The 17,702-nt window shown below is 31.8% G+C and carries 17 protein-coding genes and 1 pseudogene; 11 read left to right on the top strand and 7 right to left on the bottom strand.

What is annotated here, in order from left to right; all coding sequences use genetic code 11:
• Positions 1-6: 6 nt before the first annotated feature.
• The 7 genes and pseudogenes from EPR_RS01265 to EPR_RS01230 all read left to right on the top strand — a co-directional run bounded on the left by EPR_RS01265 (position 7) and on the right by EPR_RS01230 (position 8,348).
• Positions 7-1,082, top strand: a pseudogene (locus tag EPR_RS01265) (glycosyltransferase family 4 protein).
• On the top strand, positions 1,083-2,984 hold the full coding sequence (gene asnB, locus EPR_RS01255; protein WP_200763269.1) for an asparagine synthase (glutamine-hydrolyzing): 1,902 nt from the start codon (positions 1,083-1,085) through the stop codon (positions 2,982-2,984).
• Positions 2,984-3,874 (top strand): glycosyltransferase family 2 protein, encoded by an 891-nt coding sequence (locus EPR_RS01250; RefSeq protein ID WP_200763268.1) that lies wholly within the window; start codon positions 2,984-2,986, stop codon positions 3,872-3,874. The genes asnB and EPR_RS01250 overlap by 1 nt, the downstream gene beginning before the upstream one ends.
• A complete protein-coding gene (locus EPR_RS01245) occupies positions 3,871-4,953 on the top strand; it encodes a glycosyltransferase (RefSeq protein ID WP_200763267.1) in 1,083 nt (360 codons plus the stop codon). The genes EPR_RS01250 and EPR_RS01245 overlap by 4 nt, the downstream gene beginning before the upstream one ends.
• Entirely contained in the window at positions 4,953-6,113 is a 1,161-nt protein-coding gene (locus EPR_RS01240) for a hypothetical protein (RefSeq protein ID WP_200763266.1), read from the top strand. Before EPR_RS01245 ends, EPR_RS01240 begins: the two co-directional genes overlap by 1 nt.
• Entirely contained in the window at positions 6,101-7,273 is a 1,173-nt protein-coding gene (locus EPR_RS01235) for a glycosyltransferase (protein WP_200763265.1), read from the top strand. The genes EPR_RS01240 and EPR_RS01235 overlap by 13 nt, the downstream gene beginning before the upstream one ends.
• Positions 7,251-8,348, top strand: coding sequence for a glycosyltransferase family 4 protein (locus EPR_RS01230; RefSeq protein WP_200763259.1), 1,098 nt, complete (start codon positions 7,251-7,253; stop codon positions 8,346-8,348). Before EPR_RS01235 ends, EPR_RS01230 begins: the two co-directional genes overlap by 23 nt.
• Here the strand turns inward: EPR_RS01230 and EPR_RS01225 are convergent.
• Complete coding sequence (locus EPR_RS01225; RefSeq protein ID WP_200763258.1) at positions 8,343-9,266, bottom strand: sugar transferase; 924 nt, start codon at positions 9,264-9,266, stop codon at positions 8,343-8,345. The genes EPR_RS01230 and EPR_RS01225 overlap by 6 nt on opposite strands.
• Entirely contained in the window at positions 9,263-10,132 is an 870-nt protein-coding gene (locus EPR_RS01220; protein WP_200763257.1) for a Wzz/FepE/Etk N-terminal domain-containing protein, read from the bottom strand. The genes EPR_RS01225 and EPR_RS01220 overlap by 4 nt, the downstream gene beginning before the upstream one ends.
• 77 nt (positions 10,133-10,209) lie before the next feature.
• Here EPR_RS01220 and EPR_RS01215 point away from each other — a divergent pair, with 77 nt between their 5' ends.
• From EPR_RS01215 to brnA, 3 genes are all read left to right on the top strand, one after another.
• Positions 10,210-12,411, top strand: a complete 2,202-nt coding sequence (locus EPR_RS01215; RefSeq protein WP_234697186.1) for an STT3 domain-containing protein — start codon at positions 10,210-10,212, stop codon at positions 12,409-12,411.
• Positions 12,412-12,496: 85 nt separating this feature from the next.
• Positions 12,497-12,760 carry a BrnT family toxin gene (locus tag EPR_RS01210; protein WP_200763255.1) on the top strand — a complete coding sequence of 88 codons (264 nt, stop codon included), beginning with the start codon at positions 12,497-12,499 and terminating at the stop codon, positions 12,758-12,760.
• A complete protein-coding gene (gene brnA, locus EPR_RS01205) occupies positions 12,747-12,971 on the top strand; it encodes a type II toxin-antitoxin system BrnA family antitoxin (protein WP_200763253.1) in 225 nt (74 codons plus the stop codon). The genes EPR_RS01210 and brnA overlap by 14 nt, the downstream gene beginning before the upstream one ends.
• 73 nt (positions 12,972-13,044) lie before the next feature.
• Here brnA and galE read toward each other — a convergent pair whose 3' ends face one another.
• The 5 genes from galE to EPR_RS01180 form a co-directional block, all read right to left on the bottom strand.
• Positions 13,045-14,073: a UDP-glucose 4-epimerase GalE gene (gene galE / locus EPR_RS01200; protein ID WP_200763251.1), complete on the bottom strand. Its 1,029-nt coding sequence runs from the start codon at positions 14,071-14,073 to the stop codon at positions 13,045-13,047.
• Entirely contained in the window at positions 14,070-14,315 is a 246-nt protein-coding gene (locus EPR_RS01195) for a ComEA family DNA-binding protein (protein ID WP_200763248.1), read from the bottom strand. The genes galE and EPR_RS01195 overlap by 4 nt, the downstream gene beginning before the upstream one ends.
• 10 nt (positions 14,316-14,325) lie before the next feature.
• On the bottom strand, positions 14,326-14,769 hold the full coding sequence (locus tag EPR_RS01190; protein WP_234697142.1) for a Mut7-C RNAse domain-containing protein: 444 nt from the start codon (positions 14,767-14,769) through the stop codon (positions 14,326-14,328).
• A 20-nt stretch (positions 14,770-14,789) separates the two neighbouring features.
• The gene (locus EPR_RS01185; RefSeq protein WP_234697185.1) at positions 14,790-15,572 is read right to left on the bottom strand and encodes a GGDEF domain-containing protein; all 783 of its coding nucleotides are present in this window, start codon (positions 15,570-15,572) and stop codon (positions 14,790-14,792) included.
• A 76-nt stretch (positions 15,573-15,648) separates the two neighbouring features.
• Positions 15,649-16,311 (bottom strand): S24 family peptidase, encoded by a 663-nt coding sequence (locus EPR_RS01180; protein ID WP_200763244.1) that lies wholly within the window; start codon positions 16,309-16,311, stop codon positions 15,649-15,651.
• Between the two features lie 86 nt (positions 16,312-16,397).
• Here EPR_RS01180 and EPR_RS01175 point away from each other — a divergent pair, with 86 nt between their 5' ends.
• The gene (locus tag EPR_RS01175) at positions 16,398-17,663 is read left to right on the top strand and encodes a DNA polymerase Y family protein (protein WP_200763242.1); all 1,266 of its coding nucleotides are present in this window, start codon (positions 16,398-16,400) and stop codon (positions 17,661-17,663) included.
• Positions 17,664-17,702 lie beyond the last annotated feature (39 nt).

Below are 17,702 nucleotides of genomic sequence, written 5' to 3'. Positions count from 1 at the left end.
CTTATAATGAAAATTTTATTTGTGATATCATCTCTTGGAACCGGTGGATCTGAAAGAGTATTAGTGACACTTGCCAATTATCTTGTAAAAAAATACGAAATAACTATAGTTTTATTATCAACTGATACAATTTTTTATGATATTGATTCAAACGTTAAAGTAATAAGTCTTAATTTATCTAAATCTGCAAAATCGTTTATTGATGGTTTGTCAAATAATTTTAATAGAATAAAAGTATTGTCAAAAACAATTAAAAAAGAGAATCCCGATATTATAATTAGTTTTTTGACGAGAACTAACATTTTATCTATTGTTGCTTCAAAATTAGTTGGTAAAAAGATTATTGTTTCTGAAAGAAGTAATTATAATTTCCTAAAATCAAAAGTTTGGAGATTTCTTAGAAGAGCTGTTTATCCTTTCGCTGATGGATTGATCGTTCAATCCAAATATGATAAATCAAAATATGATTTTCATAAAAACTGTCAAATAATATATAATCCGCTATTTATAAAAAATTCCAAAAAAAATAATTTTTTTAAAAAAAAACATATTATTTTAGGTGTTGGAAGAATAGATTACAATAAAGGATTCGATAGACTTTTAAAAGCCTATTCAACTATTGATACAGATTGGAAATTGATTATTGTTGGAGAAGGTGAAGAGAGAAAAAATCTACAAGATTTAATTAAAAAGCTAAATTTAGAAAATAAAGTTTTTTTGATAGGAAGAAAAAAAATATTGAAGATTATTATAGAAGGGCATCTATTTTTGTACTATCTTCAAGAATGGAAGGTTTTCCCAACGTTTTGGTTGAAGCTATGGGATATGGCTGTGCCTGTGTTGCATTTGATTGCTTAACGGGACCAAGCGAGATAATAAATAATAATGAAAACGGTATATTGGTAAAGAATGGAAATGTAGATGAATTAAGCAAAGCAATAAGAAGTTTAATAGACGATGAAAATAAAAGAGATTTGTTGGCTCAAAATGCTTTAAAAATCAGTGAAATACTTGATGTAAAAAAAATTGCTGACGAATGGGAAACCATGATTTATTCAGTAATTAATAATGAAGGTATGTAAATGTGCGGGATAGCGGGATTTATTGATTTTAATAAAAAATCAGATAAATTAGTTTTAAAAATTATGACCGACGTATTACATCATAGAGGTCCTGATGATAGTGGATATAGTTTTTATGATCTAAATAATGCAAATATTGGACTTGGCCATAGGAGGCTTTCAATATTGGATCTTTCAAAACATGGTCATCAGCCTATGAGTTTTGAAAACTTGGAGATAGTTTATAATGGAGAGATTTACAATTTTAAAGAAATTAAAGCTGAACTTGAAAAATATGGATATACATTTGAATCAAATTCTGATACAGAAGTGATATTGAAAGCCTATCATAGATGGAATATAGAGGCGATTTATAAATTTATAGGAATGTTTGCAATAACAATTTATGATAAAAAAGAGCAAGAAGTCGTTTTAATCAGAGATAGAGCTGGCGTTAAACCTCTTTATTATTATTTTAAAGATAATTTATTGATGTTCTCAAGTGAATTAAAGTCTTTCCATAAAAATCCTTTATTTAAAAAAGAGATAGATTTAGACAGTCTTAGTTTATACCTTCAATATGGATATATTCCGGAACCATATTCGATTTTTAAGTGGACCAGGAAATTAAAAGCGGGATATTATTTAAAAATTGATTTAAAACAAAAAAAAATTGAGGAAAAACAGTATTGGAATATTTTTGATTTTTATAATAAACCAAAACTTTCTATTGATACAAAAGAAGCAATCAACGAAACAGAAAAGCTTTTAAAATCTGCTTTTGAATATAGGATGGTTTCTGATGTTCCAGTGGGAATGTTTTTAAGCGGCGGATATGATAGCAGTGCAGTAACTGCACTTTTACAAAGTGAAAAAACGGAAAAGATTAAAACTTTTACAATAGGATTTTATGAAAAAGGGTATGATGAAGCGCCTTATGCAAAAGAAGTTGCAAATTATCTTGGAACAGATCATACTGAATATTACTGCACTCAAAAAGATGCAGTAGAAATAATTCCTTTATTGCCGGAAATATATGATGAGCCTTTTGGTGACAGTAGTGCAATCCCCACAACTCTTGTTAGTAGATTAGCAAGGGAAAAAGTTACGGTAAGTTTAAGTGCCGATGGTGGAGACGAGATATTCGGAGGTTATGGAAAATATAACACTTCTTTGAAATATTATAATTTCTTTAAACAATTCCCCTCTTTTTCTTTACCAATCATTTCAAAACTGATGAATTATGTAAACCCAGATTTTATACCGGTATTTAATAAAACATACAATTATAAAACAAGGTACGAAAAAGTTAAAAATATTTTAAAATCAAACAGTTCATCAAAAGCTATGCAGTATACAAGCCAACATTTTACACTTAAAGAGTTAAAAAAGTTATTGAAAAATGAACCAAGATATATCCAGACAAATTTTGATTTAATAAATTTACTAAATCAAAATAATGATGATATAGATCAGATGCTGGCCATCGATTATAAAACATATATGGTGGATGATATTTTGACTAAAGTAGACAGAGCGACTATGAGTATAAGTTTGGAAGGAAGAGAACCTTTGCTTGATCATAGAATTATAGAGTTCGTTGCTCAGTTGCCCTCTAACTTGAAAATTAAAAATGGCGAAAAAAAATGGCTCTTAAAACAGATTGTTCATAAATATTTGCCAAAAGAGATGATGGACAGACCGAAAATGGGTTTTGGTGTTCCGATAGTGGAATGGTTTAGAGATGAATTAAAAAAATACTTTTTAACTTATTTGGATAAAAATAGACTTGAAAAGGAAGGTATATTTGTTTCCGAAGAGGTTTTAAAGCTTAGAGATAGCTATCTACAAGGCAATAAAGAAAACGTACAGAGGCTTTGGTTTATTTTAATATTTGAGATGTGGTATGAAAGGTGGATGTAATGGAATATAAATATACTTTTACTGTTTTTACGCCAACTTATAACAGAGCTCATTTAATACACAGAGTATTTGAAAGTTTAAAATCTCAGACTTTAATGGATTTTGAATGGTTGATTGTAGATGATGGAAGTAAAGATAATACAAAAGAAGTGGTAGAAGAGTTTAAAAAAAGTAATTTCCCTATTAGATATATCTATCAAGAGAATGGAGGAAAACATAGAGCTTTTAATAAAGGCGTAAAAGAAGCAAAAGGAAAATTTTTTTTAACAGCAGATAGTGATGATAGATTTTTACCTGATGCTTTGGAAAAATTGAAATATTATTGGGATTTAATTCCAGATAATGAAAAAGAGAATTTCTCAGCAGTAACAGGTCTTTGTATAGATAAAAATGGAAATATTATAGGAGATAAATATCCAAAAGATATTTTTGATTCTAATAGTTTTGAAACTACCTTTATTTTTAAAATTAAAGGTAAAAAGTGGGGATTTCAAAGAACAGATGTTTTAAAAAGATTTCCTTTTAAAGAATTTGAGGGAGAAAATTTTATTCCTAAAAGTAGTGTTTGGTTTGAAGTTTCAAAATTTTATATAACGAGATATATAAATGAACCTTTAAGAATTTATGAGATTAATGAAGACTCTTTATCTTCAAATGCTATTCAGTTAATGATTAATAATCCAAATGGTACAATATATAACTATTATAAAGAATTTAATTTACCAATCCCATTAAAGTATAAGATTAAATTTATGATAAATTGTTTGAGATTTTCATTTTATAATAAAGAATTATTTTTTGGATGTATAAAAATTCAAAATAAACTTTTATTACCTTTTATTTTTCCAGTGGCTTTTTTAATGTATATAAAGGACAATTTAAAAAAATGAAAAAGAAGATTTTTTTTATCGTGCCTTCTATGAGAGGGGGAGGTAGTGAAAGAGTAATATCAATAATATTAAATCATTTGGATAGAAGCAAGTTTGAGATTTTATTAGCTTTATTAAGAAAAGAAGGTAAATATTTGGATGATTTACCAAGAGATATAGAAATAATCGATTTAGATGTAAAACAGGCAAGATATTCAATTTTTAAAATAATTTATTTGATAAAACAGAAAAAACCGGATATTGTATTTTCTACATTGGGATATTTGAATCTTTTGATATCGATTATTAAGCCCATATTTAGTAAAAAGGTAAAATTTATTGCCAGGGAATCGAGTATAGTTTCCGTTCAAAATCAGCAGGAAAAACACCCTAATCTATTTGATTTTTTATATAAAAATTTTTATAAAAATTTTGATCTTATCATCTGTCAATCAAACTTTATGAAAAGTGATCTTATTAAAAATTATAATATTCCAGATAAAAAGATGGTGGTTATTAACAATCCAATAGATTTTGATAAAATTGATAAATCAGCTAAAACTGGCGAAAAATTATTTAATAATGACAAGATAAATCTTTTGGCTGTGGGAAGATTGGATAAGGTAAAAGGTTATGATCTTCTTTTAAAAGCTTTTGTAAAATTAGATGAAAAATTCTTTTTAACAGTAATAGGCGATGGAGAAGAAAAAGAAAACCTTTTAATGCTGACAAAAAATCTTGGTATAGAAGATAGAATAACGTTTAAAGGTTTTAAGAAAAATCCATATAAATATATGGCTCAAGCTGATCTATTTATATTGACTTCAAAATATGAAGGCTTTCCAAATGTTTTATTGGAAGCGAATGCATGCGGACTACCTGTAGTTGCATTTAATTGTCTCGGAGGAACTCGAGAAATTATAAAAGATGGATTAAATGGTTTTTTAGTTGAGTGTGAGAATACAGAACAATTAGCTATTGCAATAAAAAAATCAATACAATTAAAATGGAATAGTTTATTAATTAAAAATCTTGTAAAAGAAAAATTTGAAATAAAAGAAATTATAAAAAGATATGAAAAGGTATTGGAAAACATCTGATGGAGTTTTATAATCCCGACAATCTGTTTTTTATAAGTCTTGTTATATTCATCTTTGGTGTAACTGTTGTTTTTATTTACTCTAAAAATATATATATTTCATTTTTTATCGCATCTATTAAAACCACATTTTTCTTTATCTATTTCTATCTTTTTTTTGATGGAACATTTACGCTTCTTGATGACTGGAGTTATTTAAAACAGACTGAAGATATCATTAATCAAAATAAAACGCTGTTTACTTTGATTTTTAATCCCAATGATCTGGTTAATTTTTTCTCAACCAAACATATTGTTTATCAATTATATAATGTAGCTGCATTTAATGTTTTCGGTAATAATTATTTTTCTCCTGTAGCATTAAATATAATATTAACCTATTTCATTTCTTGGATTTTATATAACTTTCTTCTTTTGTTGAAGTTTTCTAAAAAAATATCACTTTTAATTGCAGTTTTTTATTTGATACATTGGGATACACTGTTTTGGAGCAGCATAATAAATATAAAAGATTTTTTAGCACAGTTCCTGTTTTTGGTTATTTTATATAATTTGATCAAAATAGAAAATAAAAAAAAGATCGTTCCTTTAATTTATATTTTCATAAGTGTGGTTATTTTGACTTTTTTACGATTCTATTTGCCTTATTTGATATTTATTTCATATCTTCTATATAAAATATTTATAAAACTCAAAACTATTAAAAATTTCAACTTAAAAGTGGTGGGATTTTTTCTGTTTTTTTCCATTCCTTTTTTATTAATAGCTGCAATAATCAATTTTTTTCCTCATTACTGGAATTTATTTATGTCGTTTTTTTCAAATCCTATAATAGGTACTGTTAGATTCTTACTGACACCTATGCCGTTTAATTTGGAAGAATCTTATCAGTTTTTATATTTTTCATCCATCTTGCATTGGATGTTTTTCCCTTTTCTTTTATATGGTTATTGGATTTTCAGGAGAATAAATACACAAATATTCTATTTAATTAGTTTTGTCTTATTGATTGTTATAGTGTTTTATGGTTCATTTTCTGAACTGCAGGGACCAAGGCATAGAATTCAAATTACTCCATATTTAATTTTATTCGAAAGTATAGGTTTCTTGGCTTTGTTTTATAAAGAAAAATTTTATAGGACTTTGTTTTGTATAAAGTAACATTTCTCATAAATTCTTTTTCATCAGGTGGAGCTGAAAAGGTTTTAAATGTAATTATAAATGAACTGGCAAGACAAGGTTGTGAAACCGAGGTAATTTGCCTTGAAAAGAATAATTTTTATAAATTGCCAAAAGAAGTTAAAGTTACATATCTAAGCAATTTAACTGGAAATGAAAGCGGTGTAAAAAAAATGCTATATCTTCCCATTTTTGCTTGGAAATTAAAAAATTATATAAAAAAAGACAATATTGATTTAATTCAAAGTCATATTTATAGAGCAAATTTTGTAAATATATTGGCAAAAATTTTAGGTTCTAAACATAAAGTCCAAATTGTTAGCAATAGTGTAGTTAGTAGATACAAAAAGGAAGGTTTTTCAGGAAAAATAAATCTACTACTAGTTAAGTATCTTTATCCTAAAGCAGATGTTGTTATTTGGAAATCTTTTGGAATGAAAAATGATGTAAATAAGTTTATAAATTTTCAAAATAAACAATATATTATAAATAATCCGTATGAAATAGAAAAAATAAAAAACTTATCGAATGAAAAAGTTGATTTTGGTTTTGATGAGAGTAAAATCTATTTAGTTTCTGTTGGAAGGTTGATTAAATTAAAAAGAAATAAGGATGTGGTAAGAGCTTTAAAATATTTACCTCAAAATGTAGAGATTCTGTTTATAGGAAACGGAAAGGAAAAAGAAAATATTAAAAATTTATCCAAAGCTTTAGGATTGAAAAAAAGAGTACATTTTATAGGACAGGTTGAAAATCCTTTTAAATATATTTCAAAATGCGATATTTTCATACATACAAGTGAGACGGAGGGTTTCCCAAATGTAATAGTTGAAGCATTAGCCTGTGGATTACCGGTGGTTAGCAGCGATTGCTTAAGCGGTCCAAGAGAAATTTTAGCACCTCATAGTGATATTAATAAGCAGTTAGGCTTTAATGATGATATTGAAATAGCTAAATATGGAATACTATTTCCTATAGGTAATGTTGAAAAACTATCGAAAGCTGTTAATTTTCTTATAGAAAATAAAGAGCTTTATAACAGATATAAATATTTATCTTTGCAAAGAGCAAAAGTTTTTTCAGTAGATAAGATTATAGAAAAATATAAGAGGGTTTTATTTGAAAAGGATAATTTTAAGTAGCAATACTTCTTGGAGTATTTATAATTATAGATTAGGTCTTGTAAAAGAACTATTAAAATTTTATGAAGTAATTGTTGTTGCACCAAAAGATAAATATAGTCACGAATTAATTAAAATAGGATGTAAGTATTATGACATTTTTATAGACAATAAAGGAACAAACCCAATAAATGACTTAAAAACCTTTCAGCAATATTATAAATTATATAAAAAATTAAAACCGGATATTGCTTTACACTTTACTATTAAATCTAATATTTATGGAAATTTTGCTTGTAATCTGTTAGATATACCTGTCATAAATAATGTAACGGGACTAGGAACGGTTTTTATAAAAGAAAGTTTTGTTACAAAAATGGTTAAATCCATGTATAAATTAGCTTTTAAAAACTCTTTTGTTTTTTTTCAAAATTATGATGATAAAGAAATATTTGTAAAATTAAATTTAGTAAAAAACCATGATGTTCTACCAGGAAGCGGAATAGATACAGAAAAGTTTCAACCTCTAAAAACCGAGAAAAAAGACAATATATTTAGATTTTTATTAATTGCAAGAATGCTTTGGGATAAGGGGATAGGAGAATATATTGAAGCGGCTAAAATCATAAAACTCAAATATAAAAATGTAGAATTTCTACTTCTTGGTGCTATTGGCATAGATAATCCAACTGCTATCCCAAAAGAAAAAATTTTAGAATGGGAAAAAGAAAAAATAATTAAATATTTAGGAACTACCGACAATATAAAAGAAAAAATAGCATATACTGATTGTATTGTATTACCAAGTTATAGAGAGGGAACTTCAAGAACTTTGCTTGAGGCTGCAGCTATAGAAAAGCCTATAGTAACTACAAATGTGCCCGGTTGTAAAGGAGTGGTTGAGGATGGAGTGAATGGTTTTTTGTGTAATGTAAAAGACTCTATAGATTTAGCAGATAAAATGGAAAAGATATTAAATTTAAGTGAAGAAGAAAGAAAAACTATGGGTAAAAAAGGTAGAGAAAAAGTAATAAAAGAATTTGATGAAAAAATTGTTATTGAAAAATACATGGAGGCAATAAAAGATATTTTATAATCCTTTTTTACCTACCATAACCAATATAGTCTTAAAAATAGTCTTAATCTCAAGCCAAATATTCCAATACTTTATATAATAAAGATCGTACATAAGTTTTTGTTTGGTATCTTCGATGTTGCTTCCATACTGGTAGTTTACCTGTGCCCAGCCTGTTATACCAGGAGCTACGAGATGCCTTTCATTATAATAAGGTATCTCTTTTTCGTAGTTCTCTACCAACTTGTCCCATTCGGCTCTGGGACCTATAAGATGCATCTCTCCTTTTAAAACATTAAAAAGCTGTGGAAGCTCGTCTATACGCATTTTTCTCATAATCTTTCCCCAGGGGAAAATTCTCGGATCATTTTCCTGGGTATATGGATGGAAAAAATCTATATCTGTTCTCATACTTCTAAATTTATAGCAGATAAATTTTTTGCCTTTGGCTCCGACTCTCGTCTGTTTGAAAAAAACTGGTCCATCAGGAGACTCTTTTTTGATCCTGTAAGCACAGTAAAGCATAATGGGTGAAGTTATAATGGCTAAAGGGAGGGATATAATAAAGTCTATAAATCTTTTTTGAATATACTGAAAGGTATTAAATGGCTTGATACTTTCCAAAAAACTTATATCGCTGTTATCTTCAGGGATATAGCATTTGTGAAGATATTTTTCCAGAAAGTGCTCGATCGTAATAAAATCTACGCCTTTTAGCTCAAGATTTGTGAGATATTTCAAAAGTTCGTCATCGATTTTATCTCTTGCGTTCAGAACTATCAATTTGCATTCGTTATTTGCTATTTTTTCCTCAAAAAACTCTATTGTCTCTTCCGGGTATCGGTCGTTATATTTGATTAACTCAGTATTTTTAAATCTTTTTTTGAGTTTTTCTATCTCTGTTGGAACGAACTTGTATCTGTCACCAAGAACAATCATCTCTCTTCTTTAAAACTCTTTACAAACTCCATAAAAAAGACCAAAAAGATCGACAAAATCAATCCAGTTACAAAAGCTACTGTAACGATAAGTTTTTTCTTTGGCTTTATAGGATGGTCGTTTTGAATCACTTTGCCTATCACATGGGTTCTGGTGATATTTGCGGGAGAGATTTTTGATTTTAAAGAATCAATTTTCAATTCGATATTCAGTATATCTTTTTGATAATCTTTTATGTTATTCAAAAGCGCCTGATACATTACCGGGTCTTTTACCTCTTTTAGCTGAGTTTCAAACATTTGAAGCTGTTTTTTATATTCTGTTTTCTGTTTTTTCAGTATCTCGATTTGAGAGTTTACATTTTCTACAAAAGAGTTCAGTTTCCTCTCTTCCTCTTTTTTTATAGCTTCCAATATTTTGTCAAGGTATCTTTTGCCAGAATCGTTGGAAATATCCATGATTTTCAGACTAAGTATATCATCCGTCTTTTTGACGAAATTTACATCCACTTTGGGGTATGCAAGATTTTTATTCTCTGTTACTGCGAAGTTGTTGTGTATGAAAATTTTCGCAGCATTTGGCTCTATTAGATAAATTTTGCTGTTGCTGTTGCTGTTGCTGTTGCTGTTGCTGTTGCTGTTGCTGTTGCTAACATATCCAACCTGAATATCCGCTTTTGTCTCGTACACGGGGGTAACCATGAAAGCATAAACGACCGCAGCGGTTGTCATAAAAAGAGTAAACAGCAAAATAAATACTCTATGTTTCCATAAAGTTTTGAGAATCTCTCTAAGATCTATCTCATCTTCTTCACACGACATCGGCACATATTGTACTGGAATATATTTAGTATCCTTTTCACTCATCCGCCTACCTTTCAAAATATAAATGTTGATATAATATCAAAATCTTAATCTTTCGTAAAGGAAAAAATGTGTCAAAAATGTTCAATTTTGGATACGAAAATGTAACAAAGAGAGAGTTGATACTACTAATAAGTATAGCATATATAATTTCTATAATCTTTAGATACTACTGGATATACTGGGCTTCCGGTTTCCCTGAATTTTTCTGGAACAACCAGATCATGATAAATACCAATGACGGCTACTTTTTTGCAAGCGGTGTTCAAAAAGCGCTTTTCGGTATGCACGAATACAATCCCTTGGTTCCGGAATGGTACAAAAGAGGACTGGTTTTTGTAACTGCAGCTCTATCTAAACTGCTTCCTTTTTCTCTGGAGACGATTCTTCTTTATATGCCAGGTCTCATATCATCTTTGATAGTTGTTCCGATGATACTTATCGGCAGACTCTACAACATAACATGGGTCGGCTTCATGGCAGCCATCTTTGCCTCTGTGGCATGGAGCTACTACAACCGCACAATGTTCGGATACTACGATACTGATATGTTTAGTGTCGCGGTTCTTATGTTTATATTTTATTTTCTACTTTCATCTATAAAAAAGAAAGATCCCAAACAAGCTTTCTGGGCCGCTTTGACAAGCTGTATCTATCCTTTTTTATACTCTCCAGGCATAAACGTTTTGTACGGACTGGTTGTCGTATATACCATATATATTTTCATTTTTTACAGAAAAGAGAAGTTTTTCTATCCGTCCATTACCATGCTTTACGCTTCGCTTTTCCCGTTATACTTCCTTTTCAAACTGATAATATTGCCCATTTTGTTCATTTTGATAAAAAAAGAGTTGATACCGCAAAAATATGAAAAATATATCGCAATAGGCTCAATAGTCATTTTCTTTGCATGGAGTGGGGCTCTCGTGCAAATATGGCAAAAGGTATCTGCATACTTTTTAAAACATGGAACCGAAACGGAAGGGCTGCATTTCTACAAAGTAATGCAGACTATCAGAGAAGCCTCCGGCATACCGTTTGAGACGCTCGCAAACAGGATCAGCGGCCATCTGATAACTTTCACGATAGCGATGGCAGGATATCTGCTGCTTCTTTTCAAAGAAAGAACATTTTGGCTAAGTATCATACTGGTGGGTCTTGGCCTATCTGCGATAACCGGCGGGCTCAGATTTACCATATATGCTGTTCCGTTTCTGGCTTTTTCTCTCGCCTATCTGTTTTGGGTCGCACTTTTTTGGATAAAAAACGAAATTTTGAAAAAAGTTTTGACTCTTAGCTTTTGCGCCTTTGCGCTGATACCTAATATAATGCACATTGTAGAGTACAGAGTCCCTACTGTGTTTATGAAAAAAGAGGTTGAAGTTCTCGACAGGCTCAAATCTACCGGCTCCTCAAAGGATTTCGTGATAACATGGTGGGATTACGGATATCCCATCTGGTTTTACGCAGAAAAATGCACTCTTATAGACGGAGGAAAACACCATCACGATAATTTCATAGTATCGGAGATCCTCTCTACCGATTCTCAGCTCGAAGCGGCAAGATTGTCAAGAATTGCCATTGAAAAATACAGCGAACAGATAAGCTGGTACAAAAAATACAAAGAAGAGGACATGGATATCTCGCAGATACCGGAAGAGTTTCTGTTTGAAAAAAAGGATGGAGAAAAGTTTGTAGCATCTTACAGTTTTCCTGTCGCCGATGTGCTGTTTCAAAATGGAAAAAAGAATCAGTTAAATCCTAACGAATTTCTGGAAGAGCTGAAATATGGCGATGTAAAACTGCCTGAAAAAACGAGAGAAATTTACCTCTATCTGCCTCTTAGAATGATGGAGATATTCCCTACTATAAAAATTTTCAGCAATATCGATCTATTAACAGGGAAAAGCAAATCTGATCCTTTTATGTACTATACTGAATATTTTAAAGACACTAAAGAAAAAACGATACTTGGCCGTGGAGTTGAAATCGACAAAAAAAGAGGTATGTTGATACTAGGCAAACAAAAAGTGCCTATAAAAGCATTTTATAATATCGGCTATACCAAAAGCGGAAAAATTGTAAAAGATGTTCAGCATCTAAGACCAAAAGCTCCGTTTTCAGTAATTTATCTCTCAAGTTATCAAAGTTTTCTTGTTGTCGATGATGAGATGCTAAACTCAGTGTATATACAGCTTTTTGTATTTGAAAATTATGACAAAGAACTTTTCGAGCCCGTAATTCTCAATCCTTGGACAAAAGTCTATAAAGTTTTGATATGAAAAATAATTACGAATTAAAAATGTTCAAATCAGTCATAAATCTAAATATAATACAAAATATATATAAATATGGTATAATTTTTATATGAATTTTGAGTACGACCAAAACAAGAGCCGATCTAACAAAATCAAACACAACATAGATTTTGAAGAAGCCAAAAAACTATGGAACGATCCTGATTTAGTAGAGATACCGGCAAAAACGACTGATGAACAGCATTTCGTTGTTATAGGAAAAATAGGTCAGAAGTTCTGGAGTGCCGTAATTACCTACAGAAAAGGCAAAATAAGGATAATTTCGGTCAGAAGATCAAGAAAAGAGGAGATACAAATTTATGAAAGCTGCTGAATTCGATAAAAAATTTGATGAGAACGAGTCTGTAATAGAGGATTTGGATCTTAAAAAGATAAAAAAACCGAATCTACAAATAAAACGTATAAATATAGATTTTCCCTTATGGCTTGTTGAAAAAATAGACAAAGAAGCAAAAAAACTGGGAGTCTCCCGACAAGCGATCATAAAAATGTGGCTTGCTCAGAAAGTCGAACATGGATTTTAAGTTAACTGAAATGCTAAACTCCAGTATTTAAATCTTTTCTCCTTTTTAAACATAATAGTCTAATAATAAAGTCTCATAGTCTCTTCTCCCATTCAAGGGCACTTTTGCAGATAAGCTCCAAGTCATCAAACTGTGCTTTCCATCCTATCGTTTCTTTGATTTTATCACTGTTTGAAACCAAAATGGCCGGATCACCGGGGCGTCTGTCCGCAATTTCCACGGCAAAATTCACGCCGCTGACTCTTTTCATGGTCTCTATCACGTCTTTTACGCTGAACCCCCTGCCGTAACCCACGTTGAATATAGTGTGAGTGTTAGTGTTAGTAGAGAGATAATTTAGGGCAGATATATGGGCGTTTGAGAGGTCGTCCACATGGATGTAGTCCCTTATACATGTTCCATCCGGGGTAGGATAATCATCTCCAAATATATACATCTTCTCTCTTTTGCCAAGTGCAGTCTCAGCAGCCACCTTTATAAGATGTGTGGCGTTTTTCGTGGACTGCCCTATCCTTGGAGCAAGCTTTGAGTTTTCATAGAATATATCCGCTCCGGCTACATTAAAGTATCTAAGGGCAATATATCTAAAATCTTTATAGGCTTTTGCCGTATCTTCAAGTACCCATTCGCTCATCAGTTTGCTTCTGCCGTAAGGATTTATAGGTCTGGTCTCATACTCTTCTCTTATACCATCCTCTAGCAGCTCAGGTTCTCCGTAAACTGCGGCAGTTGAGCTGAAAACAAATCTGTTTACACCCTGTTTTATACATATTTTGACAAGGTTTGAAGTATTGGCTGTATTGTTGAGATAGTATTTGAGGGGATTTTCAACAGATTCCGGAACTACAAGGCTTGCTGCAAAATGTATAACAGCGTCGAATCTATTAAGCCTGAAGATTTCATCGATCATTTCCCAGTCGGACAGATCAGCCTTTATAAAAGTTATCCGGCCGGCAAAGAGCTCTTGAAGTTTTTGTACCGTACTCTCAAAACCTGTGGAGCAGTTATCCAAAATCGTTATGTTATGATCTGTATAAGTACAAATCTGCTTTGCCACATGAGAGCCTATATAGCCGGCTCCACCGGTTATGAGTATATTCACTCGCCCACCTCTATATCATCTTTTATCTTTTCGAATATTTTAGGCCCTATTCCTTTGACATTCATAATATCTTCTATCTTTACAAACTTCTGCTTTCTTCTATATTTCATTATAGCTTTCGCTTTGGCAGGACCTATACCTTTAAGCTTTATCAGCTCTTTTTTAGAAGCACTGTTTATATCAACTCCCGCAAAAGCCAGAATTATACCAAAAAAGAGAACAGACACTATTTTTTTGAACATAGCAGCTCCTTCAGACTCCTAGAAGAGAATCTATGAATTTTTTCATCCTCTCATAATGTGACCCGAGCCAGTAAATCTTTTTGCATACGGGGCATATCTTGAAATCTTCGTAAAAACCTCTGACTTTTTCGGGCAACTGTTCTTCAATATCACTTTTATCCACTCGTTCAAGAAGAGCGTTGTCTTCCATGCACCTGGTAAAAGGTTTCGCCTTTGATTTAAGATCAAAATGTTTTACTATCTCTTTTACCTGATCTTCGGGAAATTTGGAGTTTACATAAAAGCATCTGTTTTCAAGTCTTTTGCAAAGCTCTCTGTCTTTTGTCAAAACTGTTCTGTTTTCTCTCAATGCAATATCGATAATATCGTTGTCCTCTATATGCTTGAAATAGAGCGTATCGAAACCCAAAAGCCTTAGATACTTTGCCGTTCTTCCCAGATGAACATCCGCCAAAAACTTTATATTCTCTTTTTCTATTTCGCCACCTCTATTCTGTTTCTGCCGTTCTCTTTTGCCGTATACAAGGCTTCATCGGCTCTTTTGACAAAACTGTCTATACTGTCGCCGGGTCTTAGATCAGTCACGCCAAAACTACAGGTAACCCGGCCGGCCTTTTCAAACTTATGCTCATTTATGAGCAGATGAAGCTTTTCGGCGATTTTTACAGCACCGTACAGAGGTGCACCGGAAGCGAGTATCACGAACTCCTCTCCTCCCCATCTTACAAATATCTCGTTTTGCCGGATATGCGATCTTACCAGATTTGATATCTCTGCCAAAACTTTGTCTCCCACCTGATGGCCGTATATATCGTTTATCTTCTTAAAATGGTCGATATCGAACATTATCATAGAGAGGGGATGTTTAAACTGTTTTGCCTCCATTATCTTATATCCCAAAATCTCATTGAAAGCTCTTCTGTTCAAAGCTCTTGTCAAGGGGTCGTAGTTTGACTTCTCTATCATATTTTTATAACGCTCTTTGACTCTTTTTATACTCTCTTTGTATTCCAACAGCTCAAAATAGATTCTGTCTCTCTCTCTTTCAAGCGCTATTATCTTTCCGGTAGTTATGGCAAGAGCCGCAGCAGCTAACAGCGGAACGACCAAATCATCGATTGTAGGATTTTTTAAAGGATATATCAGAAAAAAATGTATCAAAAACAACAAAACAACAAAAGAGACATATAAAAATATATATTCAAAATAGTATCTGAAACTCTTTTTCCGTCTTTTCTCCTTGTTTTCCCTGTTCATTTTCAATACCGACCCCCATCAAATATCACTCATGCTATCGACAGTATAACAAAAAATTTTAAATAAAATATTATATTTATCCAGGCTTTTTCTCCAGTGCTCCCATAACTTTTCCTATTATTTTTATCTCTTCAGGCAAAACGGACTCTTTGGGATAACTTCTGTTTTCCGATATAAGCTCTATCTCTCCTGTTATTTTTAAAGCCACTCTTTTTATAAAAACACCGGCATTGGTCGAAATAACAAACACTCCTCCTTTTCTTATATCTTTTTGACTTCTGTCTATAAAAACAATAGACCCATCTTTTAAAAGAGGTTCCATAGAGTCTCCTATAACATTGAGCGCTTCTATATCTTTAAGCCTTTTCTCTCCTCCGAAAAATCGTATCAGTTCAGGATCAAGATAGAGCTTTTGCGCACTCTCTTCATAATTGAGCGCTCCGCCTCCCGCACTGGCATTTATCTCCTTGAAATATTTTACATATGCAAACTTTTCTGTAGGCTCGCATAAAGATGCGGGATTTTGATCATATAGAAGCCAGTTTATGCTTATGTTTCTGGCTGCACAGAAGTTTGCAAGCTCTTCTATGGGAAGTCTTTTTCTCTTTTTCATCATTGAAAAATATTCTGGTGTAACACCCAGAACCTTCGCCACATCTTTATCGTATATTTTTCTCTCTCCCAGCTCTTTGGAGAGTATATCCTTTACTCTCTCCGTCACTTCATCAAACGAAAGCATAATTGCTCCTTAACAAAATGTTTATATTTGTAGCTGTTTTTACTATTTTTATTAAAATATTGTTAGTTTAACACGGAGGAGCTGAAATGAAAATTCATCTCGATCTGGACTCCTTTTTCGTATCGGCGGAGAGAACAAAAAACAGAAAACTTCTTGGCAAACCGGTTGCCGTAGGAGGCAGAGGGGATCCTTTCATATTCAGGAGAGAGAAAAAAACAAACGTCGACTCAAAGCTTGACAACAAAGGAGCATTTGTTCCTTCCATATTTTACGACTCAAAAACAGACTTTGAAAGCTATTTTGTAGAGGGAGAGAAGATACGGGGCATTGTCATAACATCAAGCTACGAAGCCAGACAATACGGAGTTAAAACAGGAATGAGTATAAGAGAGGCTCTGCAGATATGTCCAAGCCTCATTGTCCTTCCTCCAAACCACCTTTTTTATCATACACTTTCACACAAACTGAAAATCTTTTTGGAAAAAGAGATTCCGGCTGTTGAACAATTCAGTATAGATGAGTTTTTCGGAGATCTCAGTGGATGGGTAGATGATGATAAGATAGAACCCTTTTTAAAAAATCTTCAGCAAAAAATTTTGAAAAATTTCGGACTTCCCATATCCATAGGAGCGGCAAAAAGCAAATGGACCGCAAAAATAGCCACAACTTTCGCAAAGCCTTTTGGCGTAAAAGTGGTAAGAGAAAACGAACTGGAGGCTTTTTTGAAAAATATTCCCATAGAAAAATTCCCTGGCATAGGCAGGGGATATACAAAAAGACTCAAAAACTACGGAATTAAAAACCTGGGAGAAATAAAAGATCTCAAATCACTTTTTTACATATGGAAAAAACCCGGAATCCTCCTTTACAAAAGAATATTAGGCATCGACAATGAACCGGTCTGTAAAGAGAGCCCAAGAAAATCGATAGGAATATCAAGAACAATTGATCCCACAGATGATAGAGAAGAGTTAAAAAGAAGAGTTATAATACTTTCAAGACATCTTGCATATACGGTCTCAAAACTTGAACTAAATCCTCTTATATTTTACATTTCACTAAGATATGAGTTTGGAGGAAAAGGCAAAGCCCATATACATCTAAACAGAATTTTCGGTGAAAAACTTTTGAAAGATATCATGCTGGAGCTTTTCAAAAAAGCGGACAGATACCCTTATGCAAAAGTGATAAGAATAGGAATACGGTGTACAAAATTTTATTGTAAAAACGAAATTTTTAATATATTTGAGATAAAAAATGATAAAAAATCGAAATCTCTTTTAAAAAAATGCGGGAAAATCAGATCAAAATATGGAGTAGATGCGATAAGATGGGGAGGTGAAATGATATAAAGAAGTACGCAGTGCTTTGCACTGCGTATTTATTTAAGG

This window comes from Nitrosophilus alvini (assembly GCF_015100395.1).
Taxonomy (GTDB): domain Bacteria; phylum Campylobacterota; class Campylobacteria; order Campylobacterales; family Nitratiruptoraceae; genus Nitrosophilus; species Nitrosophilus alvini.
The sequence above is the reverse complement of the archived record's forward strand: the minus strand, read 5'-3'. Positions and strand labels throughout refer to the sequence as shown.

Coding starts and splice junctions, on each gene's coding strand:
- EPR_RS01250 (WP_200763268.1), top strand. CDS start 2,984: ATGGAATATAAATATACTTTTACTGTTTTTACGCCAACTTATAACAGA.
- brnA (WP_200763253.1), top strand. CDS start 12,747: ATGAAAGCTGCTGAATTCGATAAAAAATTTGATGAGAACGAGTCTGTA.
- EPR_RS01245 (WP_200763267.1), top strand. CDS start 3,871: ATGAAAAAGAAGATTTTTTTTATCGTGCCTTCTATGAGAGGGGGAGGT.
- EPR_RS01240 (WP_200763266.1), top strand. CDS start 4,953: ATGGAGTTTTATAATCCCGACAATCTGTTTTTTATAAGTCTTGTTATA.
- EPR_RS01210 (WP_200763255.1), top strand. CDS start 12,497: ATGAATTTTGAGTACGACCAAAACAAGAGCCGATCTAACAAAATCAAA.
- EPR_RS01175 (WP_200763242.1), top strand. CDS start 16,398: ATGAAAATTCATCTCGATCTGGACTCCTTTTTCGTATCGGCGGAGAGA.
- EPR_RS01185 (WP_234697185.1), bottom strand. CDS start 15,572: ATGAACAGGGAAAACAAGGAGAAAAGACGGAAAAAGAGTTTCAGATAC.
- EPR_RS01225 (WP_200763258.1), bottom strand. CDS start 9,266: ATGATTGTTCTTGGTGACAGATACAAGTTCGTTCCAACAGAGATAGAA.
- asnB (WP_200763269.1), top strand. CDS start 1,083: ATGTGCGGGATAGCGGGATTTATTGATTTTAATAAAAAATCAGATAAA.
- EPR_RS01220 (WP_200763257.1), bottom strand. CDS start 10,132: ATGAGTGAAAAGGATACTAAATATATTCCAGTACAATATGTGCCGATG.
- EPR_RS01195 (WP_200763248.1), bottom strand. CDS start 14,315: ATGTTCAAAAAAATAGTGTCTGTTCTCTTTTTTGGTATAATTCTGGCT.
- EPR_RS01180 (WP_200763244.1), bottom strand. CDS start 16,311: ATGCTTTCGTTTGATGAAGTGACGGAGAGAGTAAAGGATATACTCTCC.
- EPR_RS01215 (WP_234697186.1), top strand. CDS start 10,210: ATGTTCAATTTTGGATACGAAAATGTAACAAAGAGAGAGTTGATACTA.